At 70.9% G+C, this 25,087-nt stretch carries 15 protein-coding genes; 10 read left to right on the top strand and 5 right to left on the bottom strand.

Annotation, left to right across the window (positions count from 1 at the left end):
* The first annotated feature begins 127 nt into the window (after positions 1-127).
* Positions 128-1,366 (top strand): PucR family transcriptional regulator, encoded by a 1,239-nt coding sequence (locus OG335_RS06545; protein WP_405010052.1) that lies wholly within the window; start codon positions 128-130, stop codon positions 1,364-1,366.
* Between the two features lie 176 nt (positions 1,367-1,542).
* Here OG335_RS06545 and OG335_RS06540 read toward each other — a convergent pair whose 3' ends face one another.
* From OG335_RS06540 to OG335_RS06520, 5 genes are all read right to left on the bottom strand, one after another.
* Positions 1,543-2,589, bottom strand: coding sequence for a substrate-binding domain-containing protein (locus OG335_RS06540; RefSeq protein ID WP_405010051.1), 1,047 nt, complete (start codon positions 2,587-2,589; stop codon positions 1,543-1,545).
* Between the two features lie 515 nt (positions 2,590-3,104).
* Positions 3,105-6,137 (bottom strand): TIM-barrel domain-containing protein, encoded by a 3,033-nt coding sequence (locus tag OG335_RS06535; protein ID WP_405010050.1) that lies wholly within the window; start codon positions 6,135-6,137, stop codon positions 3,105-3,107.
* 201 nt (positions 6,138-6,338) lie between these two features.
* Positions 6,339-7,814 (bottom strand): RICIN domain-containing protein, encoded by a 1,476-nt coding sequence (locus OG335_RS06530; protein WP_405010049.1) that lies wholly within the window; start codon positions 7,812-7,814, stop codon positions 6,339-6,341.
* Positions 7,815-8,055: 241 nt separating this feature from the next.
* On the bottom strand, positions 8,056-9,609 hold the full coding sequence (locus tag OG335_RS06525; RefSeq protein WP_405010048.1) for a glycoside hydrolase family 76 protein: 1,554 nt from the start codon (positions 9,607-9,609) through the stop codon (positions 8,056-8,058).
* A 220-nt stretch (positions 9,610-9,829) separates the two neighbouring features.
* Positions 9,830-11,950 carry a glycoside hydrolase family 2 TIM barrel-domain containing protein gene (locus OG335_RS06520; protein WP_405010047.1) on the bottom strand — a complete coding sequence of 707 codons (2,121 nt, stop codon included), beginning with the start codon at positions 11,948-11,950 and terminating at the stop codon, positions 9,830-9,832.
* A 721-nt stretch (positions 11,951-12,671) separates the two neighbouring features.
* Here OG335_RS06520 and OG335_RS06515 point away from each other — a divergent pair.
* The 9 genes from OG335_RS06515 to OG335_RS06475 all read left to right on the top strand — a co-directional run bounded on the left by OG335_RS06515 (position 12,672) and on the right by OG335_RS06475 (position 24,999).
* Positions 12,672-13,925 carry an extracellular solute-binding protein gene (locus tag OG335_RS06515; protein ID WP_405010046.1) on the top strand — a complete coding sequence of 418 codons (1,254 nt, stop codon included), beginning with the start codon at positions 12,672-12,674 and terminating at the stop codon, positions 13,923-13,925.
* Positions 13,926-13,939: 14 nt separating this feature from the next.
* The gene (locus OG335_RS06510) at positions 13,940-15,109 is read left to right on the top strand and encodes an ABC transporter ATP-binding protein (RefSeq protein ID WP_405010045.1); all 1,170 of its coding nucleotides are present in this window, start codon (positions 13,940-13,942) and stop codon (positions 15,107-15,109) included.
* Positions 15,106-16,029, top strand: a complete 924-nt coding sequence (locus OG335_RS06505) for an ABC transporter permease (protein WP_405010044.1) — start codon at positions 15,106-15,108, stop codon at positions 16,027-16,029. The genes OG335_RS06510 and OG335_RS06505 overlap by 4 nt, the downstream gene beginning before the upstream one ends.
* A complete protein-coding gene (locus OG335_RS06500) occupies positions 16,026-16,925 on the top strand; it encodes an ABC transporter permease (protein ID WP_405010043.1) in 900 nt (299 codons plus the stop codon). Before OG335_RS06505 ends, OG335_RS06500 begins: the two co-directional genes overlap by 4 nt.
* A gap of 30 nt (positions 16,926-16,955) precedes the next feature.
* Positions 16,956-18,728 carry a glycoside hydrolase family 27 protein gene (locus tag OG335_RS06495; protein WP_405010042.1) on the top strand — a complete coding sequence of 591 codons (1,773 nt, stop codon included), beginning with the start codon at positions 16,956-16,958 and terminating at the stop codon, positions 18,726-18,728.
* Positions 18,729-18,775: 47 nt separating this feature from the next.
* The gene (locus OG335_RS06490) at positions 18,776-20,524 is read left to right on the top strand and encodes a glycoside hydrolase family 27 protein (protein WP_405010041.1); all 1,749 of its coding nucleotides are present in this window, start codon (positions 18,776-18,778) and stop codon (positions 20,522-20,524) included.
* 678 nt (positions 20,525-21,202) lie between these two features.
* Positions 21,203-22,126: a 5-dehydro-4-deoxyglucarate dehydratase gene (locus OG335_RS06485; protein ID WP_405015322.1), complete on the top strand. Its 924-nt coding sequence runs from the start codon at positions 21,203-21,205 to the stop codon at positions 22,124-22,126.
* A gap of 82 nt (positions 22,127-22,208) precedes the next feature.
* Complete coding sequence (locus OG335_RS06480) at positions 22,209-23,423, top strand: hypothetical protein (protein WP_405010040.1); 1,215 nt, start codon at positions 22,209-22,211, stop codon at positions 23,421-23,423.
* Positions 23,424-23,682: 259 nt separating this feature from the next.
* On the top strand, positions 23,683-24,999 hold the full coding sequence (locus tag OG335_RS06475) for a glucarate dehydratase family protein (protein ID WP_405010039.1): 1,317 nt from the start codon (positions 23,683-23,685) through the stop codon (positions 24,997-24,999).
* Positions 25,000-25,087 lie beyond the last annotated feature (88 nt).

Raw genomic sequence — 25,087 nt, 5'->3', positions numbered from 1 at the left:
ACAAGGCGCCACGAGCTTGGCCATAGTGTGGCGGCGACCTGACCTCGTGCATACGGCTCCTCCGATAAGATCGCGGCGCCGAACTTGTTTCGGCGAACAAACCTGGCAGTAGACCGAGGTGGAGCCCATGGAGCACGAGATTCCGCCCGTCTGGCCCGTACGGCGACGGATGCCCGACCTCGCCACGCTCGACGGCCCGACGCGCGAAGCGGTGGTGGCGGCCGTGGAGCGTCTGCGCGCTCTGCGCGAGGTCTTCGCCGATCGTGTCCTGGCCCTCATCCGGTCGGACGTTCCCGGCTACGCGGTCATGTCCGACGACGACCTCCGGGTGTCGGCCCACCGCTTCATGGACATCCTCCTCGGGGAGCTCTCGGCCCTGCGGGTCCCCGACGGCGCGCTGCGCGACATGCTCGGCGAGTACGCCCTCGAACGCGTCGCCCGTGGGGTTCCTCTCGACGTCCTGGCCATCGGTTACCAACTGGGCTCACGCGAGATGCTCGCCCTCATCGACGAGGTCGCCGAAGAGGTGGGCCTGCCCTCCGGATTCCTGCTCGCGGTGCACGACAGCACCTGGGAGTTCGCCAACGAGGCGTCCTCGGTCTTCGCCAGGGTCCAGCACGACCTCGTCCTGGAGCGCGCGCACTTCGACGCCGAGCGCCGGTCCGCCTTCGCGAGGGGCGTGCTCGGCGGAGCGTTCACGGCCGAGCGGATCCACCGTGACGCCCATCTCTTCGGGCTCGACCTCAACCTTCCCCACGTCGCCCTCGCCGCGCGGGCGACGTCCGCCACCGCCGCCGACGCGGTCCGCCGCGTCGTCGCGTCCGCCGTCCGTGTCCCCGCCGACCGTCTCCTGCTGGCCCAGGTCGGATCCAGCCTGGGCTTCATCCTGCCGAAGGCCCCCGAGGACGTCGCCCGCCACCTGGTCGCCGTCGGTCCGCCGCTCCCGCTCGACCAGCTGCACCACGGCTTCGACGAGGCGGTGGTGGCGCTCGAAACGGCCGAGCGGTTCACGATGACCGGGCTCGTGCGGCTGTCCGACCTCGGACCGCGCCCACTCGTCCGCTCCGCCGCCCGGACCGCCGCCCAGCTCGCCGCGCGTCACCTCACGGCTCTCGACGAGGCGGGACGATCGAGCCGCGAGATCGAGCAGACCACCCGGGCGTACCTGGACTGCGACCAGGGGGTCCAGGAGACGGCGCGACGACTTGCCGTGCACCCGAACACCGTGCGCTACCGCGTCAACCGCTTCCAGACGCTCACCGGACTGGACCTGCGGCGTACCGAGGACCTGGTGACCGCGTGGTGGCTGCTGAACCGACGGCGGCCGCAGAGCCGTCCGTCCCGGCAGCCCGCCCCACCCACCTGACCCGACTCCTCGGACGAACGCGCGGCCGCGGCGGGACCGGAGGGCACCGGCGCCCGGGACGCGGGGCGGACGGGCCTTGTGGACGGGTGCCCCGGTCCCGTCGGGTGCGGGGTGCCGGGGCGGCGGGGCGGCGGTGGTCGGTCTGGTGGTTTCTTGGGGTGTCGGACCGACCGGCCTCAGTTGCAGGTGACGCCGGCGGACTTCCAGGTGGTGGTGTCGACCATGGTGGTGGGGGCGAAGGCCTCGGCCGGGAAGTCCTTGCTGTTCTTGAGCTTGTCGTACATGGTCTGGACGGCGAGGGCGCCGACGTCCTTGCCGTTGATGAAGAGGGCGGCCTTCATGCCGGAGGGCTTGGTGCCGCTCCAGTCCTTGCAGGCGAGGTAGGCGCCGAGGCCGACGCCGATGACGTTGTCGGCGGTGATGCCGGCGTTCTCCATGGCGGTGACGCCGCCCTGGACGTTCTCGTCGTTGCAGCCCCAGACGATCCAGTGCTTGACGCCCGCGTTCGCGGTGATGGTGGCCGCGATCTTGTCCTGGGCGCCGGTGGGGGTGTTGTCGGTGGCGACGTCGATCTTCTGGATGCTCGCACCGGCGGCGTCGATGAACGCGTCCTTCGCGGCGTTGACCCGGTCGGCGCAGACGGTGACGTCCTGCTTCCACGCCGAGATGATGCGGGTGTCGGCCTGGTTCCAGCCGGCCTTCTTGAACTCCTCGGCGGCGCGCTTGCCGACCTCGCCGCCCATCTGCTGGCCGGAGAAGCCGATCCGGGCGACGAGGCCGTCCTTGGCGCAGGCGGACGGGTCGGGGCCGGTGGCGCAGATCTGGTCGTCGGAGGTGAGCAGGGCGACCTTGGCGTCCTTGGTCAGCTGCACGACCTGGGGGCCGACGGCCGGGTCGGGCACGACGATGATGACGCCGTTGGTCTTCTGCGCGATGGCGGACTGGACCTCGCTGACGGTCTTGTTGGCGTCGTTGCCGAGGTTGACGACCTTCAGGTCGATGCCGAGCTCGGCGGCCTTGGCCTTGGCGCCGGCCGCCTCGCCGACGAAGTACTCCTGGTCGCCCTGCTTCTGCAGGTAGGTGATCGAGATCTTGCCGTTCACCGGTGCCGCGGGAGCGGCGTCCGGCTTCGTCGACTCCTGCCCGGTGGAACAGGCGGTGGTCAGGCCGAGGGTGAGCAGCAGGCCGGTCGCGGCGACGGCGCGGCGGGTGGTGCGGAACATGGGCAGAGCTCCTTGAGCGCGCGCCGGGATGGCGCTGGGGGTGCGGGGGAAAGCGGTGGGTGTCGGGAGCGCACGGCCGACCGCGGTGGGAGAGGGCTGGACCTCTCCGGAGCCGTCCGGTGGCCAGCCTCACCAATAACCAACATGTTCAAACGGTATGCAACACATGACATCCCTGTTACGCAGTGACGTCAAGGGGATGGGAGGACCCGATATCGCCTCGTGACCATCCGTCGCACGCGTCTCGGCGGGCCGGGCCCCGATCGGTCAAAGTTCTGAAATGGCAGGCCTGTTGAATTCTCGACCAGCTGGGCGGCAGCGGCGGCAGCAGCATCCCTGCTTCCCGGGCCTGCACGCGGCCGGCCTGCCATTTCACTCACAACCCAACATCGGCTCGGCCGGTGGTGGTGATGCCGAAGGCTGCCGCCCTTCACGCTGTGGACGGCAGCCTTCGTTCACGGCCCGGACGTACCGGACGAGTTCTTCCACCGGTGCGGGAGCCGGGATGGTTCCTGCTACATCACCGTCAGGCTGTCGAAGTTGGCGCCCGTGGCCTTGGTGAGGGTCGCCCGGACGCTGACGTTCGTCCCCTGCGGGAGGTTCTCGGTGAAGGAGGCCGTCGCCCAGGTGTCCCAGCTGCCCGTGGGCGGCAGGGCGAGGGTGGAGCCCTTCGTGCCGTTGACGTCGATGGTCACGGGGCGGTCGGTGTCGCTCCCGTTGGCGTAGCGGATGAGGAGCTGCCTCGTCCCGGCCGATGCCACACCGACCGTCCACGTGATGGTGGCGCCCGCGGACGTTCCGTTGAAGTCGGTGTAGCCGGTGCCGGTGTAGCCGGGGTGGAGCGTGTCGAGGACGAACGTGCTGTCGAACCGCGCGCTCTCGGCCTGGTAGACCGTGCCGCCGCCGACGGCGGGGAAGGCGGCGCCGCTGGGTTCGACGGTCGCGGCGGTGCCGCCGTTCGTGCTCACGGCGATCTCCGCCGTGATGACGGTCAGGATCTTCGCCTGCGCGTCCCATACGCTGCCGGCCCCGTTGCCGCTGATGAGGGCCGCGGCCTCGCTGGTGAACGCCGGCAGGGTGGCACCCCCGTTGACCCGCATCCCGACGGGCTTCGCCAGGCCGTGGAAACGGACGACGTAGCGGCGCCTGTCGGGCGCGCCCTGGTACGTCCCCTGCGGGTGGGCGATGACGACGCGGGTGGAGGCGTCGGTGTAGGTGAGGCGGGTGACGCTCGTGTTCTGGGCACCGGCCCGGTACGCCTCGGTCACGCCGTCGTCCTCGACGAGCTGGAAGGCGCCGTCGGCCCCCGAGTAGACCTCCATCTCCAGCTGCCGCTCGGTGAGGTAGGCGGTGCTCTGCGCGTACGGGTACCTGGGCAGGATCGCCCCCGCCTTGACGAACAGCGGTGTCTCGCCGGTACGGGTGGTGTAGGCGAAGTCGCCGGTGTCGGATCCGGTGTGCTTGATGTCGGCCCAGAAGTTGTACCAGGTGGCCCCGGCCGGCAGCCAGACCTGCTGGACGCCCCCGCCGTCGGAGGTGAGGGGTGCGACGAGGAGCGAAGGACCCCACAGGTACTGCAGGTCGTGGGTGTAGGCCTGGGGCCGGTCCTGGTAGTCGATCACCATGGCCCGCGCCATGGGCATGCCGGTGGCGGCGGCCTGGTGGGCGAGCGTGTAGATGTACGGCATCAGGGTGTACCGCAGCCGGCCGTACCGCGCGAAGTCGGCCTGTGCCTGCGCTCCCTGGTCGAGCGGCCAGCGCGACGCCTTCGTGCCGTACTGTGCGGTCGAGGCGCCGGTGTGGGGCCGCCAGATCGGGGAGAAGCTGGACCAGGCGACCGGCCAGTTGCGGTAGAAGGCGTCGGAGACCGCGCCGCCGGCGAAGCCGCCGCCGTCGATGTTGGCGAAGGGGAAGCCGCCGAGGCCGGCCGTCTGCATGCCCCGGATCTGGTTCTGCATCTCCTCGTAGGTCTGGCTGATGTCACCCGTCCAGTAGTGCCCGTAGCGCTGCTGGCCCGCGGTGGCACCGCGGCTCCAGGTCCACGGGCGCTTGGCGGATCCGATGTGCCCGCTCCCGGAGGGGTCCCAGCCCTCGCCGCCGACCCCCTTGTGCAGGTTCAGGAAGTAGGCGTTGCGCCCTTCGGCCCAGGTGCGGCCGTCGGCCATCTTCGCCGTGTACGGGATCCCTCCGAGGTCGTCGGTCTCGTCGATCCACAGACCGTCGCCGGGGTACTTGAGGGCAGGGTTGAGGGCCTTGTCCCAGAAGACCTTCCACACCCACGCGCGGGTGGCCGGGTTGCTCCAGTCGGGGACGGCGTTGTTCTCCTTCACGTTCGTCAGGTCGGCCGCCGCGAGGCTGTAGCCGGGCGGCGGGCCGGCCTTCCACCCCGCCATCTCGTTGGTGTTGTTGCGGTTGTAGTCCAGGGTCACGGTGACGCCGTTCGCGGCGGCCCACGCCTGGTAACCGGCGGGGTCGGGCCAGCGGTCGGGGCTGAACTCGAACCACGAGCCGGACCAGGAGCCCGAGCCCGCGCGCCAGCGGTTGTCGTTGACCTGGTGGTCGAAGGGGAAGCCGGCCGCGCGGTGCCGGCCGATCTTCTCGCGCCACCAGGCCTGGGTGCTCACGTCGGCGAAGCTCTTGTCGGACATGTGGAGTCCGAAGATGGACCGCTGGGGCAGTCGCGGGCGGCCGGTGAGCTGGGTGTAGCGGTCGAGGAGCTGCGAGAACCGGGGACCGTTGATCACGAAGTAGTCCACCTGCGGGCGCACGCCGCCGGAGTCGTGCCCGTCGGCGAAGAACCCGTACCCGTTGCTGCCGCCGAAGTTGAAGGTCGTGTCGAACGTGGTGTTGAAGAACACCCCGTACCCCTTGCTGGAGAGGTAGAACGGCACGATGGCGGGCGCCTGGTCGATCGGGTTGTGGGCGGCGGCGTACGCGTCGGCGTAGTTGTGGGAGACCGAGTCCCCGGTGCGGTCGAGCCTCGGTGCGCGGCCGAGCACGCCGTGCCCGGCCTTGAGGAAGTGCTCGTCGGAGGACGGCGGGACGAACGCCTGGGCCGCGACGGTGGCGTTCGTGCCGCTCCAGTTGATGCCGCGGGTGGCGTCCTCCTTCGCCAGCAGCGCGCCGGTGGCCCGCGAGTAGAACTCCAGCCGCATCGGCCGCTTGCGCAGGACGACGCGCAGGCCGTCGGCCGCGGCGGTGTGCACCTCGACGGTGTCCGCGGTGACGGTGAGGCTCAGGCTGCCGCCCATGGCGGTGTGGTTCGCGGGCACCACCATCTCGTAGCGGGTGTCCGCGAAGAGGCTCTCCCCGGCGCGGGCCGCGTGCACCCGGACGATCTGGTCCCCGTACGCGGTGAGCCGCAGTTGCTGGCCGGTCGTGCTGGTGACGGTGACGCTCCGGCTGTCGGCCGTGTGCTTGGCGTAGTCGGCGAACTGTTCCGTGGCCGCGGCCGCCGCGCGGGTGGGCACGGTGCTCACCGCACCGACGGCCAGTGCGCCGACGGCCGTCGACAGCAGGGTCCTGCGCTTGATCTGTCCGCGTTCCATCGTCTCTCCCATACGTGTGGCTGCCAGGGGTGGTCGAAGCAGCGTTCTCGGCCGTGCAGCGGGCCGCGGGCGGGGGTGCGGGGCTGCCGGGCCGGGGGTGGTGCGCAGGCGCGCCGGCGTGACCGCCGTCGAGGAGCGCGGGCGACTCGCCGCGCCTGCGGGGGGGTGTCCGGACTCGAACCCCTTCCGGCGTGGCTCCTGTCAGGAGACGCGCCAGACCTGGTTCGAGCCGCCGTTGCTGCTCCACTGGTCGAGGGCGGTGCCCGCGGTGGTGGAGTTCTTCGGCACGTCGACGACCAGGCCGCTGTTGAGGTTCTTGAGGACGTAGGAGGTGTTCGACGCGGAGGCGTAGTCGCCGACCGCGTCGAAGGCCCACAGCTGGCCGGCCGCGCCGGAGCACGGCCACTGGACGAGCTTCCCGCCCGCCGTGGTGGAGGAGCCCGACACGTCCAGGCACTTGCCGCTCTTGGCGCTGACGAGACTGAAGACGTTGCCGTAGGCGCGGCGGAGGTTCCAGGTCTGGTTGGTGCCGCCGGTGGCCGGCCACTGGATGACGGCGGCGCCGTCGCTCGTGGACTCCTTCTCGACGTCGACGACCTGCGAGTTGCCGGCGCCGGTGAGGACGTGGCCGGCCGCGCTGGGCACGGACGCGTCGGCGGTCCAGGTGCCCGCGGAGAGGTCCAGTGACCAGGACGAGAACCATCCGACGTTCAGCGTCGTGCCCGAGAAGGTGATCGGCAGCCAGACGAGCGGGGAGTTGCCCAGGTCCGAGGCGTTCCAGCGGTCGCCGGCGTAGATGTACGTGGTGCCCGAGGAGCCGCTGACCGGGATGATGTTCGCGGTCTGGGTGTTGTACGTCGAGGTGCCGACGGGTGCGAACTCGGTGAGCGTGGACCACGGCCCGCTCAGCGAGGTGGCGCTGGCGTACACGTTGTCGTTGAGGTTCCAGCCGGTCAGGCGGGAGCCGAGGAGGTAGTAGCGGCCGCCGGACTTCATCATCGCCGGGGACTCGTAGTCGGGCAGGAGGGCGACGGTGGAGGCCGCCGAGAGGTAGTCGGCGGACAGCCGGTCGATGCGCAGGCCGTGCTGCGGGTCCCGGGAGAGCAGGTAGGCGGCGCCGTCGGACTCCTGGTAGAGGCCCAGGTCCTTGCTCTGGAAGCCCAGCGGCCGGGAGCTGCCCCGGTAGGTGTACGGGCCGCAGGGGGTGGAACTCGTCGCCACACCCACCTTCGCCTCGGAGTAGGAGGGGCTGTCGATGTGCATGTACATCACGTAGGTGCGGGTCGAGGCGTTGTAGATCACCTTGGGCCGCTCCACGATCCGGCCCGGCCCCAGGTCGCCGCTCGCCTGCCGGGACAGCGCGGTGCTGCGGTGGGTCCAGGTCTGCAGGTCGGTCGAGGAGTAGCAGGGGATCGCGCGGAAGGACGTGTCCGAGGAGTTCTCGCCGGTCTTGTCCTCGCCGAACGCGTACCAGGTGCTGCCCGACTTGACGATGCCCAGGCCGTGCATCTGCAGCCGGTTGCCGTTCTGGTCCTTCCACGCCGCGCCGGGGGTGAAGGTGCTCACGTCCGCCGCGTGGGCGGCGGGCAGTGGTCCCAGGACGGCTGCGGCGAGCAGCAGCAGTGCTGCCACGGCGCGCCGGAGCGTCACCGCCGGCGTGGGGGCGTTCTTCAGCATGGATTCCTGCCTTGTCCGAGGTCGTCGTCGACCGTTGCTGTGTGCTGTGTGCTGTGTGCTGTGTGCTGTGGCCGGGGGAGAGGGGAGTCGGGTGCCGCCGGGGCCCGGCGGGACGACCGCCGGGCCCGGGGAGGATGGCGCCGTCGGCCGGGGTGGCCGACGGCGCCGAGCGCTGCCGCGGGTCCGGCGGTCCTCGCCCGTGAAGAAGGACCGGAGGCATCCGCGGCAGCGCCGCACGGGGTCAGCCGGCCTGCGGCAGCGTCCACTTCTGGTTCGCGGCGCCGTTGCAGGGCCAGATCTGGAGCTGGGTGCCGTTGGTGGTGCTGGATCGCGGGTCGTCGAGGCACTTGCCGGTGGCGGGGTTGACCAGGGCGCCGTTGGAGGACTTCCAGTTCTGGTTGGCGGCGCCGTTGCAGGTCCACAACTCGACCAGGGTGCCGTCGGCGGTGCCGTTGCCGGTGATGTCGAGGCAGAGCCCGTTGGCGCGCAGGGTCTGGCCGTTCACGGTCCACCGCTGGGACGGTTCGCCGTTGCAGTCCCAGATCTGGGCCTTGGCCCCGGGTGTGGTCGATGCCTTGTAGTCGTCGAGGCACTTGCCGGCGATTCCCGACCTCACGGGGCCCGTCGGGTCGTGGGTGCCTGCTCCCGGCAGGGCCGCGACGAGTGCGTCCTCGGCGCTCGCCGTGGTGCTGGAGGAGACGTCCTTGACCGGTCCGGCCCAGGACACGCCGAATCCGCTGCTGTTGGTGTCGTGGGCCGTGATCGAGCTCGCCTGGGCGTTGAGCCACGAGTCGTAGGCGGTGGTGTGGGCGCCGGTGGCCAGCGCCCGCAGCCCGCGCACGAAGATGCCCTTGAACGAGACGGCGTCCTGGTTGCAGCCCGAGGCCTCGCACGGCTCGGTGAGGATGCCGTTCCTGGAGAGGCGGGAGGTCGCGGCGTCGGCGATCTCCCGGGCGGTGGTGAGCAGACCGGTGTCCCCGGTGGCCCTGGACAGCTCGGACAGGCCGGCGAGTATGACGCCCTGGTTGTAGGACCAGGTCTGCAGGCCGTTGTTCTTGCACGAGCCGGTGAGGCCGTCGTTGACCAGGTGCGAGCTGTTGATCATCCCGGTGCCCTTGAACCAGTTCCACTCCTGCTTGGCCCAGTTCAGGTAGGTGGTGTCACCCGGGATGCGGTTGTGCAGGGCGGCCGTCAGCTGGAGGAAGAGCTCGTTGGGGATGGCGTTCTTGTAGCTCCTGGCCGTGCTCCACCAGACGCCGCCGCCGCATGTCGAGTCCCAGTAGCCGTGGATGTAGTCGGCGTCGGTCCTGGCCATCTGCAGGTAGGCGGGGTTGCCGGTGATGTCGTAGGCCTGGACCCAGGCCAGTCCCCACCAGCCGGTGTCGTCCAGGTACTCGTTGGTGAAGTTCGACGCCTTGTGCTTCTCGAAGGCGCCGGAGATCGCGTACGCGTACTGGGAGTCGCCGGTGGTCTGCTGGTAGGTCTCGATGGTGCTCAGGGCCACCGCGGAGTTCCACCAGCCGGTGCCGATCTGGCCGGTGCCCGGGTTGTAGGACTTCATCAGCGCCGCGGCGCCGTTCGCGGCGGGTGAGGCCGCCGAGGCGGGGCCGGCCGCTCCGACCAGCGCCGACACTCCTAAGACGAAGGCGGTCAGGGCCGAGCCCAGGACCGGAGCGCCGCGCCGGCGCCCCGTCCCGTGGTCCTGGTCGCCGGGTGCGGTGGTGCTGCCGTCCGTGGCGTCGGCAGCGTGCGCGGCCGCCCTCGCCGCGGGGTGTCCGGCCGTGTGACGTTGCATGTCGTACCTCATTCGGGTGGGTGGTGGGGGTGGGGTGGGGCCCCTGTGACGTGCACGAAGTGAGGTGGAGGCTTTCGACGGGACGGCGTTGCGGGGATGTCACGTGACACGGTGCGGTCGTACGGGTTGCACGGGTCGCACGGCGCCGTACGGGCCGTACGGGCCGTACGGGTCGTGGGTTCGTGGGGGTCGCAGGGGAGGCCCGGGGCCGGAGGATCCGTCAGGACCCGGCGAGGGTCCAGGTGACGGTGTCGGTGTGGGTGGTACCGGCGATGGTGGCCGTGACGGTGAGGGTGTTGGCCCCCTGGCGGAGTGTCACGCCGGTCCACTTGAAGATGTGGTCCGGGCCGGTCCGCCGGCCGAGCGAGGTGCCGTTGAGCACGGCGGTGACCTCGGCGGCGTTGGAGTAGACCTTCACCTCGGTGGTGGCGGCGGTGCGCGAGGTCCAGCGGCGACCGGTGATGTAGAGGGTCGGCTCGGGGGACCAGTTGGCCTTGTACCAGTAGAAGGAGTCCTTGCGGGTGGCGCGGTCGCGGGTGACCAGGCCCTTGTCGTTGATGCCGCGCTGGCCGCCCTCGTCGCGTCCGTCGGAGGCGAAGTCGAACATGTTCCACACGTAGGTGCCCCAGACGAACGGCCGGGCGGCCAGTTGCTTCCAGGAGGCCTCGTGCAGGAGCGCCTGGTACTCCTCGGGGTGGAAACCGCTGCTGTAGCCGGTTGGGTTGAGGGCGTGCTGGGTGGTGTTCGCGCCTGCGCCGTACTCGGAGACGGCGAAGGTGCGGCCGGGCTCGGCCTTGTGGAGACCGTCGGCCCAGCCCCCCAGGTCGTTGTAGGAGCCGCCGTACCAGCCGTAGTACTTGTTGTACGCGGTGGTGTCGGCGTGGCCCGCGACCTTGGCGTCGTTGCCGAGGTTGTTGGCGTAGACGCTGATGCGGTCGGGATCCTCGCTCCTGACCAGTGCGGCCAGGCTCGCCAGCAGGGTGTTGGTGGCGGTGTCGTCGGAGCGCTGCTCGTTGCCGATGCCCCAGAAGACGATCGAGGGGTGGTTGTAGTTCTGCCGGATGAGCTCGCGCAGCTGGTTCTGCGTGCTGGTGGTGAAGGCCGTCGAGTTCGTGGTGCCGTTGACCAGCGGTATCTCGGCCCACACCACCAGGCCGGCGGCGTCGGCGAGGGTGTAGTCCTTCTGGTCGTGCTGGTAGTGGGCCATCCGGACGGTGTTGGCGCCGACCTCGCGGATGAGGGCGAAGTCCTGTTCGTGGTCGGCGTCGCTCTCGGCCCAGCCGACGACGGAGCGGTCCTGGTGCAGGTTGACGCCGTGCAGACCCAGGTGCCTGCCGTTGAGCGAGAACCCGCTCGTGGGGTCGAGGCCGAAGCTGCGCAGGCCCAGCGGCTCGGTGACGACGTCGGTGACCGTCCCCGCGGCGGCGTCCCGGATCTCGACGGTGGCGCTGTACTGGTACGGATCGGCCAGGCCGTCCCACCGGCGGGGGTTGGCGATGGTGAGCGTCTGTACGACGTCCAGGCCGGAGGCGGCCGCGATCGTCTGCGGCGCGCTGCTGCGGTCGGCCACGATCGTGCCGCTCGCGTCGGTGACGACGGCGCGCACCACCAGGGAGCGGCTCGTGGTGTTGTTGTTGAAGACCTTCGCGCGTACGTCGACCGTCGCGGAGGTGGCGGTGACGCCGCGCTGGCGCAGGTAGACGCCGGGGCCCGCGTAGTCGAGCATCCGCACCGCGAGCCTGTCGACCGCGTGGAGGCTGACGTTGCGGTAGAGGCCGCCCTCGAAGGTGTAGTCGGCGCTCAGCGGCGCGATGTCGGGGTCGGCGGCGTTGGTCACCCGGACGGCCAGCACGCTCTCCCGGCCCGGTGTGAGGTTCGCCGTGGCGCCGAACCGGAAGCGGGAGTAGCCGCCCTGGTGCCGGCCCAGGTGGGTGCCGTCGATCCAGACGTCGGCGACCTGGTTGGCCCCGGCGAACTGCAGGAAGAGCATCTTTCCCGACAGGTTCTCCGGCACGGTGACGCGCCTGCGGTACCAGCCGACGCCCCGGTAGTAGTTGCCGCCGCCGTCCGCCCCGTCCTGGGCGTTCCACGTGTGCGGCACGCTGAGCGAAGCCCACGCACCGTCGTCGAAGGCGGGTGCCTGCGCACCGGTGAGGTCGCCCTTGTGGAAACGCCACCCGGAGTTGAGGCTGAGTCGGGTGCGTGACGCGGGCGGCGTGTACGTCTGCGCGGCGGCCGGTGCGGCTTCGGCCGTGCCGCCCGCGGCGGTGACGGTGAACGCGGCGAGCGCGCCGCCCGCAAGGGTTCCGAGCACCTTCCGGCGGCTGGGATGTTCGTACATGGTGTGCCTTCCCGGGTGGGGGATGCGGCCCCGGGCGGCATGTGGGGCCACACCGTGCGGGGGAGGGGGCCCAGGGCGGAATCACTGGGTCCTATACGTGAACCATGATCTGCAATGTGAACTGCGATTAGAGGCGAGGCTAGGCCGGGGTGACGGCCAGGGTCAACCCTGCTGTTCGGACGAGTAGTTCTGCTCCGTGGGGCGTGGCCGCCCCTCGCGGAGATCATGTATGTGAACGGTGGGGCATGGTGGCCGCAACGGATCGCAGAGCGCCCGAAGCTCTGGCCAGCGGCTTTCCGCGCGACCGCCATGTCGGAAAATGTTTCTTTGGCTTGAGCATTGACCCTGGAAGAAACAGGACAGCACAATTTCCCCCATGCCCCTCGCGGGGCGAAGGGCACCTTCCGGCAACGGACCAGCACGCCAGGACGTGGCGACGGCGGCGACCGTCCCACGGATCGCACCACGGTCCCCTGCTGCGGCGGGCCGCCGCCTCTCTCACGAGAGGTGGGGGCGGCCGGCCGTCACCCGGGCGTGACGCGTCTCCGGCGCGCCATGCCCACGAAACCCACCAGCCACCGGAAGCGGATTCCACTCTGACCGGTCCGGGCCCGCAGCAGGCCGGCCCGGTCGGGCCGGACAGCTCGCATGATCCTCCGTCCCGTCGGGCGGCCGACCCGCCCGACGGGGCACCATCACACAGCGAAGGACATCACCCGCCATGCTCGAATTCCCCGGAAGCAGACTGAGCCTCCCCGCCCCCTCGCGCCGCCGGGTGCTGTCCACTCTCGCCGCCGCCGGCCTCGCGGCGCCCGTCCTCGCGGCCTGTTCCGCCCCGAGCAGCCCCGGTAGCGGCAGCCCCTCGGCGGCGCCCGCCTCGCTCGCCACCGCACCGGCCAAGCCGGTCACGCTGAACGTGCTGGACGTGGCGGGAAACCTGGCGCTGACCAAGCCGATGATCGAGGCGTTCACGGCCGCGCACCCCGAGATCGTCTCGCGGGTGACGTACAGCACCGGCACCGCGCCCCAGCTGGCCGCGAAGGTCCAGGCGCAGCAGCAGGCGGGCAACGTGCAGATCCACCTCGTGCTCACGGGGACCGACGGTCTGGCGGCGGGCATCCAGAAGGGCCTGTGGTACGGGTTGAAGCCGTACCACGACACGTTCTTCCCGGGCCTGATGGCCAACTACCAGCCGGCTGCGGCGGCGATGACCTCGCTGGCGGAGGACCAGGGGATCGAGCTGGTCTGGTACCCGTCGGGGCCGTTGCTGGAGTACGACCCGGCGAAGGTCCCGGCGCCCCCGGCCACCGCGGACGCACTGCTGGACTGGGCGAAGGCGAACCCGGGGAAGTTCCAGTACGCGCGGCCCGCGAACTCCGGTCCGGGGCGGACCTTCCTGATGGGCCTGCCGTACCTGCTGGGCGACTCCGATCCCACGGACCCGACCAACGGGTGGGCCAAGACGTGGGCGTACCTGACGGAGCTGAACAAGTACGTCGACTCGTACCCGGCGGGGACGACCGCGACGATGAAGAACCTCGCGGCCGGCACCGTCCACATGGTCGCCACGACGACGGGCTGGTACGTCAACCCGCGTGCGCTGGGCACTGTCCCGGCCGGGATGAAGGTCGCGAAGTTCTCGTCGTTCACCTGGGTGAGCGACGCCCAGTTCGGGGTGATCCCCAAGGGCGTCGACGCCGACGTGCTGACCGCGGTGCTGCGCCTGCTGGCGTGGATGCTCACCCCGGAGCAGCAGGCGTTCGCCTACGACGACGGCTACTTCTACCCGGGCCCGGCGGTGAAGGACGTGCCGCTGAGCAAGGCCCCGGCCGCCTCGCAGAAGGTCGTCGAGAAGTTCGGCGAGCCGGAATTCGACGCGTGGATCAAGCAGTACCCCATCAAGAACTCGCTGCCCGCCACCACCCAGGTCACGGCCTTCGACCTGTGGGACCGCCGGATCGGCTCGACGAAGTGAGCAAGGTGTCCCCGATGACTCAGACCGCATCCGACCAGAAGTCCGGCCCGGCCTCCGGGGCGCCGGTGGACGGGCCGTCACCGGTCGCCGACCGCCCCGGGTCGCAGCTGCGCGAGCTCCGGCTGGAGGGCGTCACCCGGGCGTACGGTGCCCACACCGCGCTGCAGCCGCTGGATCTGACCCTGCGCGGTGGGGAGTTCGTCGCGTTGCTGGGCCCTTCGGGGTGCGGCAAGACGACGGCTCTGAACTGCCTGGCGGGCCTGCTTCCGCTGACGGGAGGTCAGATCACGCTCGACGGGCAGCGGATCGACACGCTGCCGCCGGAGAAGCGCGGTTTCGGCATGGTCTTCCAGAACTACGCGCTGTTCCCGCACCTGAGCGTGCGGGCCAACGTCGCGTTCGGGCTGAAGATGCGCAAGGTCGGCAAGGCGGAGACCGAGCGCCGCGTGGACGAGGTGCTGCGGCTGGTCAGGCTCGGCGAACACGCCCGCAAGCACCCGGGGCAGTTGTCGGGCGGTCAGCAGCAGCGTGTCGCGATCGCCCGCGCCATCGTCCTGGAGCCGCCGCTGGTGCTGATGGACGAGCCCTTGTCGAACCTGGACGCGGCACTGCGGCTGGAGATGCGCACCGAGATCCGCCGCATCCACCAGCAGTTCGGCCTGACGACCCTGTACGTGACCCACGACCAGGAGGAGGCGCTGTCGCTGGCCGACCGCCTGGTCGTCCTGCACGAGGGGCGCGTCAGCCAGATCGGCACTCCCGCCGACCTGTACGAGCACCCCGCCGACCCGCACGTGGCGGCGTTCATGGGCTACCGCAACCTGTTCCACCTGGAGGTCGCCTCCGCCGACGGCGACGGCGTGCTGGCCCGCGGCCGCGGGATGGCCATGCAGGGCACACCGGTCGCCGACCGCCGGCTGGTCGAGGGTGACAGGGTCGTCGTCGCGATCCGCCCGGAGGACGTCCACCTCGCCCAGGACGGCGGCCGGGCCGACGTGGAGGCCGTCGCCGAGATCGTCGAGTACCACGGGCGCCAGTTCCACGTGGAGGCCCTCACCCGCGAGGGCGACCGCATCCACTTCACGACCGCGGCCTCCGTGCGCCCGCACGACACCGTGTCCCTGACGATCCCCGCCGAGCGGGCCATGGTCTTCCTCCAGGACCCCCGGGAGGCGGCCGCATGACCAGCACCCTGTCGCCGCCGGGAATCGCACCCGGTCCTGTGCGGGAACGCGCGGCGCTGCGGCACCGCCTGGCCGAACGCGGTGTCGACCGCACCCTGCTCCTGCTGCTGCCCGGGCTGCTGGCCGTGGTCGTGCTGTTCTGCTATCCCTTCCTCTACGGGCTGCAGATCTCCTTCCACCCGGACACCGGCGGTTTCCTCGGCTCCTACCGCGCCTTCTTCGGCAACTCCTTCGCGGTCGGCTCCATCGGCATCACCTTCAAACTCGCCCTGCCCGCCGCACTGATCAACGTCGGCGCGGCCGTGCCCGTCTCCTACGGCATGCGCCGCGACTTCCGCGGCAAGCGCCTCCTGCTGGCCCTGCTCGTGGTGCCCATCACCCTGGGCACGGTCCTGACCGCCGAGGGCATCGTCGAGTTCTTCGGCCCGGTCGGCTGGTTCAACCAGACCCTGCACGCGCTGGGCCTGGCCGACACGCCCGTCCAACTGACCTACAACTACTGGGGCGTGCTGCTCTCCCTGATCATCAGCGGCTTCCCGTTCGCCTTCCTGCTCACCCACTCCTACCTCTCCGGCATCCACCCCGCCCTGGAGAAGGCCGCGGCCACCCTCGGCGCCGGCCGGGGGCAGCGCTTCCGCCACATCACCTTCCCGCTGCTGCTCCCCGGGCTCCTGACGACGTTCTGCCTCACCTTCGTCCTGGCCTTCGCCGTCTTCCCCTCCGCGATGATGGTCGGCGATCCCGACGGCAGGACCCACGTCATCTCCGTCGAGGCCTACGAAGTCGCCCTGGAGCGCTTCGACTACTCCCAGGGCTGCGCCATCGCCATGGTCATGACCGCTCTCATGCTCGCCGTCATCGGCATCGCCATGGGCCTGCGCTCCCTCCTCTACCGCGGCTCGACAGGAGGCAAGGGATGAGCACCCCGACCACCACCGCCACCACCGCTCCCCCGACCGGCACCGGCACCGGCACGACGCACGAGGGACGCCGGCGCCGCACCCTGACCCTGCGCCCGGGCACCTGGCTGGTCTGGGCCGCCCTCGCGTTCTTCTTCGTGAACCTCCTCGGCGTCATCGGCTCCGTCGTCCTGAACTCCTTCGGGAAGACCTGGTTCACCGGCTGGGCACCGCGCGGCTACACCACCACCTGGTACAGCCAGGCCTGGGACGAGTTCGACCTGGGCCCGGTCATGTGGGTCACCATCGAGGTCTCCTTCCTCGTCGTGGCGCTGTCACTGCTCCTGGCGGTGCCCGCCTCCTACGCCCTGGCCCGCCGTGACTTCCCCGGCAAGCGCCTGCTGACCACGCTGTTCGTCCTGCCGATCCTGGTACCGCCCATCGCCTACGGCATCCCGCTGGCCACCGTGCTGTACAAGTTCCACCTGGCCGGCTCCCTCACCGGCGTCGTGCTGGCCAACCTGGTGCCCTCCATCCCCTTCGTGGTCTTCACCATGACGCCCTTCATCGAGCAGATCGACCCCCGCCTCGAAGCGGCGGCCCGGATGTGCGGCGCCTCCACCCGCTCCGTCCTCGTCCGGGTACTGGGCCCGCTGCTCCTGCCCGGCATGCTCGCCGCGGGCATCCTCGTGCTGGTCCGCACCTTCGGCATGTTCGAACTCACCTTCCTCACCTCCGGCCCCGACAGCCAGACCCTCATCGTGTCCCTGTTCTCGGCCGTCTTCTCCGCCGGAATCCGCACCCCCCAGTCCATCGACGCCATGGCCGTCATCTACACCGCCTCCATGGCCGTCCTCCTCCTCGTCTCGCTCCGTTTCGTCAATCCCACCCAGCTCGTCGCCCGCAGCTCGAACTGATCCCCCCATGTCGGAAGCTCAAGGACCCCCATGACGTCATCGACACCCCACGGGTCGGGCCGCCCGGCCGGCCCCCTCCGCCGCGGCCGGCGCATGCTCGCCGCAGCCGCGCTGCTGGCCCCGGCCCTGCTCGGAACGGCGGTCTCGGCCGCCCCGCCCGCCGCCGCGTCGGCCAACGGCGCCGGAGCGAAGCCCATCTCGGGCTGGAGCAGCTGGAGTTTCATCCGGAAGGACCCGACCGAGGCGAACATCCAGGCGCAGGCCGCCGCGCTGGCCTCCACCGGGCTGCTCAACCACGGCTACACCTACGTCAACATCGACGACTTCTACTACCTCGACCCCGGCACGGACGTCGACGCCTACGGCCGCTGGGTGATCGACGGTGCCAGGTTCCCGCACGGGATGAAGGCCGTCGGGGACTACGTGCACGGCAAGGGCGAGAAGTTCGGCATGTACCTCACCCCGGGCATCCCGGTGGCGGCGTACAACCGGAACACCCCGATCGAGGGGACGTCCTTCCACGCCCGCGACATCGTCTCCGACACCACGCACTACGAGACGAACTACAACTTCCGCGACGGCTCGATGTACTTCATCGACTACGCCAAGAACCCCGCCGCCGCGCAGGCTTTCCTCAACTCGTGGGCGAAGCTGCTGGCCTCCTACGGCGTGGACTACCTGAAGATGGACGGCGTCCACACCTCCGACAAGGACGACGTCCAGCACTGGTCCCAGGCACTGGACCAGTCCGGGCGCGTCATCCACTTCGAGCTGTCCAACTCCCTCGACATCAACCAGGGCCCGTTCTGGAAGCAGTACGCCAACGGCTGGCGGGTCGGCGGTGACATCGAGTGCTACTGCAGCACCCTGACGAACTGGAACGCCGTCTCCCAGCGGTTCAACACCCTGCCGGCCTGGGTGCAGTACGACTCCTCCGGCGGCTACGGCGACCCCGACTCCATCGAGGTCGGCAACGGGACGAGCACCGGCCTGACCGTCGACGAACGCCGCACCCAGCTCAGCCTGTGGGCCATCTCGGCCGCGCCGCTGCTCCTCGGCACCGACCTGACCCACATGGACGCCGGCGACCTGGCCCTGCTGACCAACGACGAGATCCTCGCCGTCGACCGGGCGGGCCGTCCCGCCCACCCGGTGGTGCAGGGCGCGCAGCAGCAGACCTGGTGGGCCTACAACTCCGACGGCTCCTACACCGTCGGCCTGTTCAACCTCGGCGGCTCCACCGCGAACGTCACCGCGAACTGGTCGGACCTGGGCTTCACCGGAAACGCCACCGTCCGCGACCTGTGGAGCCACACCGACCTCGGCACCTCCAACGGGAAGTTCACCGGATCGGTCCCCGGCCACGGCTCCCGCGTGCTGCGCGTCACCCCGGCCGCCGGTCACGGCACCATCGGTGCCCCGCTGGTCAGCAAGCTCTCCGGCCGCTGCGCCGACTCCCCGCAGGGCACCACCTACAACGGGGTGCAGCTGGAGGTCTGGAACTGCAGCAGCAACGGCAGCCCGAACCAGAACGTCACCTACAGCACGTCGGACAAGACCCTTCGTCTCGAAGGCAAGTGCTTCGACGCCCACGACAAGCAGACCGCCGCCGGCACGCACGTCGAGATCTACGACTGCAACGGCGGGACCAACCAGCAGTGGAACAAGAACGGCAACGGCACCATCACCGGCGTCCAGTCGGGGCTCTGCCTGGACGTCACCGGTGCCACCAACCCCAACGGCGCCGGCCTGGAGCTGTGGACCTGCAACGGCGGGGACAACCAGCAGTGGACCTTCAAGTGACCCGCACACCACCGACAACCAAGGCATTCGCACAACGTGGAGGACAGATGAGATCTCGATGGGTAGCAGTGGCGCTGGCAGCCGCCGTCGGCGTGGGACTGGCGGGTCCGCAGGCGCTGGTGCAGACGGCCGCGGCGTCGGACAACGGCATCGCCGTCAACGCCCCGCTGATGGGCTGGAGCGGGTGGGGGTTCCTGCAGCGTGACCCCTCGGCCGCCAAGTTCAAGGCCCAGGTGGACGCCCTCGTGTCGAGCGGGCTGAAGGACCTCGGCTACAACTACGCCAACATGGACGACTTCTGGTACAAGTGCCCGGGCAGTCAGGGCCCCGACGTCGACTCCAACGGCCGCTGGGTGACCGACGGTTCGCTGTTCCCGGGCAGTGACGGCAAGGACGGCATGCAGTCCCTCGCGGACTACGTGCACAGCAAGGGCCTGAAGTTCGGCCTCTACGTGACGCCGGGCATCTCCGCCCAGGCGGTGGCGAAGAAGACGAAGATCGCGGGCACCTCGTACACCGCGGACCAGATCGCCACGACGAGCAGCGCGAGCAACTTCAACTGCAAGGGCATGCGCAACATCGACTTCAGCAAGCCCGGTGCGCAGGAGTTCATCGACTCCTGGGCCGACCAGTTCGCCGACTGGGGCGTGGACTACCTGAAGCTGGACGGTGTCGGTACGTCGAAGACGGCGGACGTCACGGCCTGGTCCAAGGCGTTGAAGCAGACCGGTCGCCCGATCGCGCTGAACCTCTCCGCCAGCCTGTCGGCATCCAACGGTCCCACCTGGTCGTCGCTGGCCAACTCCTGGCGGATCGACGGTGACATCGGCGCCAGCCCGAAGGGCTACAGCTTCCCGCTCACCAGCTGGACCAACGTCTCCAAGCGGTTCGACGACGCGGCCACGTACCAGCCGTACGCCGGGAAGGGAGGATGGAACGACCTCGACTCCTTCGGTGTCGGCAACGGTGACGACGACGGCATCACCCCGCCTCAGCGGCAGACGAACATGGCGCTGTGGGCGCTGGCCAGCTCCCAGTACATGCTGGGCGCCGACCTGACCCACCTCGACGCGGGCGACAAGGCGCTGCTGGCCAACAAGCGGCTCATCGCGATCGACCAGGACGGCATCCCCGCCGCCCGGGTGATCAAGACCGACACCGAGCAGGTCTTCGCCAAGCGCGAGAAGAACGGCACCTGGTACATCGGCGTGTTCAACACCGACACCTCCTCCAGCCACACCTTCAGCCTCCCGCTGGCCCAGCTCGGGCTCACGGGCACGGCGAAGATCACCGACATGATCAACAACGACAAGCCGCTCGGCACCGTCAGCACCTACACCACCGGCGTGGCCGCCGGCGGCGTCGCCCTCATCTCCGCGGTTCCCACCTCCGGCACGGGCGGCACCGGCGCACTGGTGAGCGCCCAGTCCGGCAAGTGCATCGACACCGCCGGCGGCAACGTCTACTTCCCGGGCACCAAGGAGCAGATCTGGGACTGCAACGGCGGCATCAACCAGCAGTTCTCGCCGACCTCCTCGGACGAACTGCGCACGATGGGCGCCACCGAATGCCTCGACGTGTACGAGGGTTCCACCACTCCTGGCGCCAAGGTCGATCTGTGGCCGTGCAACGGCAGCTCGGCCCAGAAGTGGACGGTCAGGAGCGACGGCACCGTCGTCGCCCAGAAGTCCGGTCTGTGCCTGGACGTGACGGGCGCGAAGACCGCGAACGGCACTCCGCTGCAGCTGTGGACGTGCAACGGCACCTCGGCCCAGAAGTGGTCCTGGGCCTACTGACCCCTGACCCCACCCGATGACCTCCGGTCCGACCGTGTCCCGGCCGCTTCGCAGTGGCCGGGACACGGTCGGACGGGAGCCGGCACGATCTCCCCTCGCGCTCGCGTCCTCGCGCCCGGGTCTTGCGCCCGGGTCTCACGCCCGGGTCCTCGCGCACGTGCGGGCCGCGGACCTCGGTAGCGCGACCCCCCCAGGGTCCGGACCGGTCCGGACCCTCCGACCGGCGCGTCGACGCGTCGAGGCCTCGCCGCCCCCGCTGCCCTCGGTCGCCGGGCCGCGCGAGCACCCCGTCCTTGCCCGCGTCCGGGATCACGCGGTGCGATGTCGTTCACGAGTGTGCGGCCGGCCGTCACGCGGCCCCTGGCGGTCGGCCGTCGGCGGACCGCCGCCGGGTCGAGCCCTTCCGCTCCCCGGCCCTTCCCGCCGCCGCCGAAGGCCGAACCCGCCCGGCCGCGGACGGCGTTCCTGCCGTCCTCCCCGGGCCTGCCGTACGAGAGGGCCCGTGGCCCCGGCGGCCCCGGGGGAGCGCGGTGCGTGCGGGCACGCCGCGCCCGCCTCCCCTCCCGTACATCGCCCTCGTCGGACTTGACCCGGCTCCGGTCGGGTTTTACTGTCATGACAGATGTTCTCAAACATGAATACCGTCCACATATATGAACATGAGGAGTGGCATCCACGATGCTCGAAGGTGTGCAGTTCTTCCCCGTGACACCGTTCACGCCGAACGGCTCGATCAACCTGGAGGTGTTCGCCGAGCACGTGCGAACCGGCCTCGACCACGGAGCCGGCGGCGTCTTCGTGGCCTGCGGAACGGGTGAGTTCCACGCGCTGTCGCTGGAGGAGTACGCCCAGGTGGTGCGCACCGCGGTCGAGGTGACGGCCGGGCGGGTGCCGGTCTTCGCGGGTGCCGGCGGGACCCTGCCGTTCGCGCAGCAGTTCGCGCGGCTCGCGCACGAGGCCGGGGCCGACGGCCTGCTGCTGCTGCCGCCCTACCTGGTGCAGGCACCCCCGGCCGGCCTGGTCGCGTACACGAAGGCCGTCGCGTCGGCGACCGACCTCCCGGTGATCGTCTACCACCGCGGCAACGCGCGCTTCGACGTCGCGTCGGCCGTCGAGGTGGCCCGGCTGCCGCAGGTCATCGGGCTGAAGGACGGCTTCGGAGACCTCGAACTGCTCTCCCGCATCATCCTCGGCATCCGCTCTGCGCTGGAGGACGACGGCAAGTCCTTCCTGTTCTTCAACGGCCTCCCCACCGCCGAGGCGACGGTGCCCGCCTACCGCGGCATCGGTGTGGAGCTGTACTCCTCCGCCGTGTTCTGCTTCGCCCCCGAGATCTCGATGACCTTCCACCGGGCCGCCGCCGCGGGGGACACGGCACTCGTCGAGCGCCTCCAGCACGAGTTCTTCCACCCCCTGGCCGCGCTGCGCGACCTCGTCCCCGGATACGCGGTCTCCCTCGTCAAGGCCGCCGTCCGCCGGCGCGGCCTCGACGTGGGAGGGGTCCGAGCGCCCCTCGTCGACCCGTCCCCCGAGCACCTGGAGGTCCTGTACCGCCTCACCGACACCGGGCTCGCGATCTGCGCCCACGAGGCCCTCCGGTGAGCCGGGCGATCCGGATCGCCGGCGCCACGGCCGGCCCCGTCGCGCTTCGCGCTCCCGCGCCGCCTGCCAGGAGGACCCCCCGGTGGTGACCGACGGCGACGGCTCCCTCCGTCCCGCAGCCCCCCCGGGCCGCGCGGTGGGCTACGCCTACCCCTGGGACTTCCGTGACGACCCTGCCGCGGCACAGCGGGCCCGTGCCCTGGGACTCGACGCCGTCGCCGTCGCCGCCGCGTACCACACCGTGCGCTCGGCGAGTCCCCTCCATCCCACCCGGCGCCTCACCGAGGTGCCCCACGCGGCCTCGTACGTGCCCGTACGGGCGGAGGCCTGGCGCGGACGCCGGCTGCGTCCCGCCCCGGCGGCGTGGCTCCCCTCGGCCGACCCGTTCGGTGACGCCTGCCGCGCGCTGCGGCAGGTCGGCCTCGACGTCTACGCCTGGACGGTCCTCACCCACAACAGCCACCTCGGCCGGTCACACCCCGATCTGACCGTCCGCAACGCCTACGGAGAGCACTACTCCTACGCCCTGTGCCCCTCGTGGGACGAGGTCGCCGACTACTGCGTCACCCTGACGGGCGAGGTCGTCGGGACCGGCTACCCGGACGGGCTGGTCCTGGAGGCGTGCGGCCCGCTCGGGGCCGTCCACGGCGGCCACCACGACAAGGCCGGACTCGCCGGGTGGAGCGCCACGGACCAGCAGCTGTTGTCGCTGTGCTTCTGCGGCGCGTGCGGGCGCCGGTATGCCGCTGCCGGCCTCGATCCGGCGCACACCGCCGCGTGCGTGCGGAGCGCTCTCGGGCGCCCGGGATCCGCCGACAGCGTGGAGGAGGCTCTGGGTCCGGAAGCGGCCGGCCTCCTCCGCGAGGTCCGGGGATCGACGGTCGGCCGGTTGGGCACGGCGGTCGCCGAGCAGGCGCGCGCCGTGGACCGCGGTGTGCGCCTGGTGCTGCACGCGGCCCCCGACCCGTGGGCGACCGGCGCGTTCACGGCGGTGGGCCCGGTCCATCTCCCGCGGATGGACGTCCTCGTGGCGTCCTGCTGGGACCCGGGACCGGCGGGAGAGGCCGCCCTGCGCGGTCTGCGCGCGCTGGCCGGCCCGGACGTCGCCGTCGGCGGGTACCTCCAGGCCGACGGCACCTGGGGGGGAGCCGAGGGCGTGGCGGACCGCGTGGCCCGCTACCGGGCGGCGGGCATGGAGGAACTCCACCTCTACCACCTCGGCCTGGTCGGTGAGGAAGGGCTCCGCCTGATGGCGTCCATCCGTGCCGCGGCGGGCCTTCCCCCGGCCGCGGCGTGAGGCGCCGACCGGCTGCCCGACCCCTCCGCCGGTCCCGCCGGTGGCGGGGATGCCGTCGGTGACGGGCGCGGCCGTACGGCGTGCCGGGTGATCCGTTCGCCGATGCCGGCCCGGCGTCGGTGTCGTCGGTGTGCCCTGAACCCCGGCCGCACCGGCGGTCGGTACGCGGTCCGGCCCCGGGGCGCTTCAGGTGCGGGATGCGTTGACGGCGTGGTCGGCCGGACCTAGGCTTGTACGCATGGGTGAACAGAATTCACATATGAAGACGAGCCGAGTGGCGGACACGTCGACCGGCCTTGCCATCGCCGAAGTCCGGCTGACCCCGATCCTGATCGCCGACCCACCGCTGCTCAACACGCAGGGCATCCACCAGCCGTACACGCCGCGGCTCGTCATCGAGGTCATCACCGCCGACGGCACGTCCGGAGTCGGCGAGACCTACGGCGACACCCGCTACCTGGAACTCGCCGCACCGCTGGCCGCCGCGCTGCCCGGCCACTCGGTCAGCGATCTGAACGGCCTGTTCGTCCTGGCCGAGCAGGTGTGCACCGACCCCTCCGAGGTCTCCGACTCGGTCGACGTCGGCGGACTGCGCGGTGTCCAGACCGCCGACAAGCTGCGGCTCTCGGTCATCTCCGGCTTCGAGGTCGCATGCCTGGACGCCCTCGGCAAGACCCTCGGACTGCCGGTGCACGCGCTGCTCGGCGGCAAGGTCCGCGATGCCGTCGACTACAGCGCCTACCTCTTCTACCGGCTCGCCGCCCATCCGCAGGGCCAGGGCGAGTCCGACGACTGGGGAGCCGCCCTCGACCCCGCGGGCGTGGTCGCGCAGGCCCGCCGGTTCGTCGACAGGTACGGCTTCGGCTCCTTCAAGCTCAAGGGCGGCGTCTTCCCGCCCGACGAGGAGATCGCGGCGGTCCGCGCCCTCGCCGAGGCGTTCCCCGGGCAGCCGCTGCGGCTCGACCCCAACGGCGCCTGGTCGGTGGAGACCTCGCTGTACGTCGCCCGCGAACTCGCCGGCGTCCTGGAGTACCTGGAGGACCCGGCCAGCACCACCGAGCGGATGGCCCGGGTCGCGGCCGGCACCGACGTCCCGCTGGCCACCAACATGTGCGTCACGACGTTCCCGGAGATCGAGGAGGCCTTCGCCCGCAAGGCCGTCCAGGTCGTGCTCTCCGACCACCACTACTGGGGCGGACTGCGCAACACCCGCGAACTCGCCACGATCTGCCGCACCTTCGGCGTCGGCCTGTCCATGCACTCCAACACCCACCTGGGCATCAGCCTGGCGGCCATGACGCACGTCGCCGCCACCGTGCCCAACCTGGACTACGCCTGCGACTCGCACTACCCCTGGCAGACCGACGACGTCATCACCGAGCGGCACGTCTTCACCGGCGGCCGGCTCACCGTCTCCGACCGCCCGGGCCTGGGCGTGGAACTCGACCGGGAGGCGCTCGCCGACCTGCACCGGCGCTGGCTGGACGACGACGGCACCATGCGCGACCGCGACGACGCCGCCGCGATGCGCAAGGCCGACCCGGAGTGGACCACGCCCGCGGTCCCCCGCTGGTAGCGGGCGGACCCGGCCCCGCAGTCCCGCGCCCGCGCACCCGGGGTCCGGTGCCGTTCAGGCGGCTGCGGGGACTCCCGGGCGCGCCGCG

Origin of the sequence: Kitasatospora sp. NBC_01539 (assembly GCF_045040525.1) — a bacterium.
Lineage (GTDB): Bacteria > Actinomycetota > Actinomycetes > Streptomycetales > Streptomycetaceae > Kitasatospora.
Note: the sequence above shows the minus strand (reverse complement) of the source record. Positions and strands in the feature narration are given on the sequence as shown.